Origin of the sequence: Bacillus sp. EAC, assembly GCF_002156875.1 — a bacterium.
Classification (GTDB): domain Bacteria; phylum Bacillota; class Bacilli; order Bacillales; family Bacillaceae_G; genus Gottfriedia.
On the sequence record NZ_NCSY01000025.1, the window covers coordinates 1 to 2,340 of the forward strand.

The following is a 2,340-nucleotide window of genomic DNA, read 5'->3' on the forward strand; positions in this document are numbered from 1 at the left end:
GGTTCAGAACGTCGTGAGACAGTTCGGTCCCTATCCGTCGTGGGCGCAGGAAATTTGAGAGGAGCTGTCCTTAGTACGAGAGGACCGGGATGGACACACCGCTGGTGTACCAGTTGTTCTGCCAAGAGCATGGCTGGGTAGCTATGTGTGGAAGGGATAAGTGCTGAAAGCATCTAAGCATGAAGCCCCCCTCAAGATGAGATTTCCCATAGCGTTAAGCTAGTAAGACCCCTGAGAGATGATCAGGTTGATAGGTCAGAGGTGGAAGCGTGGTGACACGTGGAGCTGACTGATACTAATCGGTCGAGGACTTAACTAACAAGTTTGATAATGACATTATCTAGTTTTGAAGGTATAAAATAGCATGAAAATGCTAAAAAAATCTTCAAAAAATATTGACTTTGGTTGATATTTTGATATAATAATCAATGTCCCAAGGAAAATGAATCAAGTGATGATAGCGAAGAGGTCACACCCGTTCCCATACCGAACACGGCAGTTAAGCTCTTCAGCGTCGATGGTAGTTGGGGGTCTCCCCCTGTGAGAGTAGAACGTCGCTTGGTTCATAATTATTCCGCAGTAGCTCAGTGGTAGAGCACTCGGCTGTTAACCGAGTGGTCGTAGGTTCGAATCCTACCTGCGGAGCCATTTTGGAGAGCTGTCCGAGTGGCCGAAGGAGCACGATTGGAAATCGTGTAGGCGGGTAACCCTGTCTCAAGGGTTCAAATCCCTTGCTCTCCGCCACATTTATTATGGACTTTAATATATATGGCCCGTTGGTCAAGCGGTTAAGACACCGCCCTTTCACGGCGGTAACACGGGTTCGAATCCCGTACGGGTCACCATTTTTTATCCTGGAGGATTAGCTCAGCTGGGAGAGCACCTGCCTTACAAGCAGGGGGTCGGCGGTTCGAGCCCGTCATCCTCCACCATATCATTTTTATATTAATGGAACTAATTTTATTAGTATCCACATTATCGCGGGGTGGAGCAGTCTGGTAGCTCGTCGGGCTCATAACCCGAAGGTCGCAGGTTCAAATCCTGTCCCCGCAACCAAATGGTCCCGTGGTGTAGCGGTTAACATGCCTGCCTGTCACGCAGGAGATCGCCGGTTCGATCCCGGTCGGGACCGCCATTATATTTGGCTCGGTAGCTCAGTCGGTAGAGCAGAGGACTGAAAATCCTCGTGTCGGCGGTTCGATTCCGTCCCGAGCCACTTTTTAAAAAAAATAGTATTATGCCGACTTAGCTCAATTGGTAGAGCAACTGACTTGTAATCAGTAGGTTGAGGGTTCAAGTCCTTTAGTCGGCACTCTTTAACCGGAGGGGTAGCGAAGTGGCTAAACGCGGCGGACTGTAAATCCGCTCCCTGTGGGTTCGGCGGTTCGAATCCGTCCCCCTCCACCATTTTAGGGGCATAGTTTAACGGTAGAATAGAGGTCTCCAAAACCTTTGGTGTGGGTTCGATTCCTACTGCCCCTGCCAATTAATTAAATCATGGCGGTTGTGGCGAAGTGGTTAACGCACCTGATTGTGGTTCAGGCATTCGTGGGTTCGATTCCCATCAGTCGCCCCATTTTAATTTATTTTGATTATTTCTTTTTAGTAATAAAATTGTTAATTAAATATAAAATATAGTAAGTTCTTTATAGTATTGGGCTATAGCCAAGCGGTAAGGCAACGGATTTTGATTCCGTCATGCCCTGGTTCGAATCCAGGTAGCCCAGCCATTTGCGGAAGTAGTTCAGTGGTAGAATACAACCTTGCCAAGGTTGGGGTCGCGGGTTCGAGCCCCGTCTTCCGCTCCAATATACGGCGGTATAGCCAAGTGGTAAGGCAGAGGTCTGCAAAACCTTTATCATCGGTTCAAATCCGGTTACCGCCTTTTAATTTATCCCATGCCGGGGTGGTGGAATGGCAGACACGGTAGACTCAAAATCTATTGTCTTCACGGACGTGCAGGTTCAAGTCCTGTCACCGCTATAATTTAACGGAAATAGTGAAAAGAGTTTTGCAGAGATGCAAGACTCTTTTTTAATTAGATCCTATTTGGTATTAAAATGTTGTTTTTTAGAAATATTGTATAATAGATAACTCAGATCCCTTCTGCGTTAAAAAAGGCTGCCAGCACCCCTCAGAGGGACGAGCGAGGGTCTTGTCTGTTCGTCGGAGGATACGAGAGGTTTTTGGGATCTCTTAGTGTTCTTTTTTCATTAGATGATGCTTTTAAAAAGCTTTTTTAAAGTGAACTGTAAATAAAGAAAATGATTTGGAACGTAAGTTGTTAGGACGCAAGTACCTTTTTGTTGAGTATGCTCACTGCCTGCCCCACGGAAAGTG

15 tRNA genes and 2 rRNA genes are annotated in these 2,340 nt (G+C 46.7%); all 17 read left to right on the forward strand.

Annotated features, from left to right (window positions below):
- A 23S ribosomal RNA gene (locus tag B7R65_RS20780) occupies nucleotides 1-319 on the forward strand; the annotation flags it as partial.
- A gap of 128 nt (nucleotides 320-447) precedes the next feature.
- A 5S ribosomal RNA gene (gene rrf / locus B7R65_RS20785) occupies nucleotides 448-563 on the forward strand.
- 10 nt (nucleotides 564-573) lie between these two features.
- Nucleotides 574-648: transfer RNA gene (locus tag B7R65_RS20790), tRNA-Asn, on the forward strand.
- 4 nt (nucleotides 649-652) lie between these two features.
- Nucleotides 653-744 (forward strand) — tRNA-Ser (locus B7R65_RS20795).
- Nucleotides 745-770: 26 nt separating this feature from the next.
- A tRNA-Glu gene (locus B7R65_RS20800) sits at nucleotides 771-845 on the forward strand.
- Between the two features lie 11 nt (nucleotides 846-856).
- A tRNA-Val gene (locus tag B7R65_RS20805) sits at nucleotides 857-932 on the forward strand.
- 47 nt (nucleotides 933-979) lie between these two features.
- Nucleotides 980-1,056: transfer RNA gene (locus B7R65_RS20810), tRNA-Met, on the forward strand.
- Between the two features lie 3 nt (nucleotides 1,057-1,059).
- Nucleotides 1,060-1,135, forward strand: a tRNA-Asp gene (locus B7R65_RS20815).
- 8 nt (nucleotides 1,136-1,143) lie between these two features.
- Nucleotides 1,144-1,216 (forward strand) — tRNA-Phe (locus B7R65_RS20820).
- 23 nt (nucleotides 1,217-1,239) lie between these two features.
- Nucleotides 1,240-1,312: transfer RNA gene (locus tag B7R65_RS20825), tRNA-Thr, on the forward strand.
- Nucleotides 1,313-1,322: 10 nt separating this feature from the next.
- Nucleotides 1,323-1,407, forward strand: a tRNA-Tyr gene (locus B7R65_RS20830).
- 4 nt (nucleotides 1,408-1,411) lie between these two features.
- Nucleotides 1,412-1,485, forward strand: a tRNA-Trp gene (locus B7R65_RS20835).
- A gap of 15 nt (nucleotides 1,486-1,500) precedes the next feature.
- A tRNA-His gene (locus B7R65_RS20840) sits at nucleotides 1,501-1,576 on the forward strand.
- A 79-nt stretch (nucleotides 1,577-1,655) separates the two neighbouring features.
- Nucleotides 1,656-1,730, forward strand: a tRNA-Gln gene (locus tag B7R65_RS20845).
- Nucleotides 1,731-1,733: 3 nt separating this feature from the next.
- Nucleotides 1,734-1,808 (forward strand) — tRNA-Gly (locus B7R65_RS20850).
- Nucleotides 1,809-1,814: 6 nt separating this feature from the next.
- Nucleotides 1,815-1,885 (forward strand) — tRNA-Cys (locus B7R65_RS20855).
- Nucleotides 1,886-1,903: 18 nt separating this feature from the next.
- Nucleotides 1,904-1,982: transfer RNA gene (locus B7R65_RS20860), tRNA-Leu, on the forward strand.
- The last annotated feature ends 358 nt before the right edge of the window (nucleotides 1,983-2,340 follow it).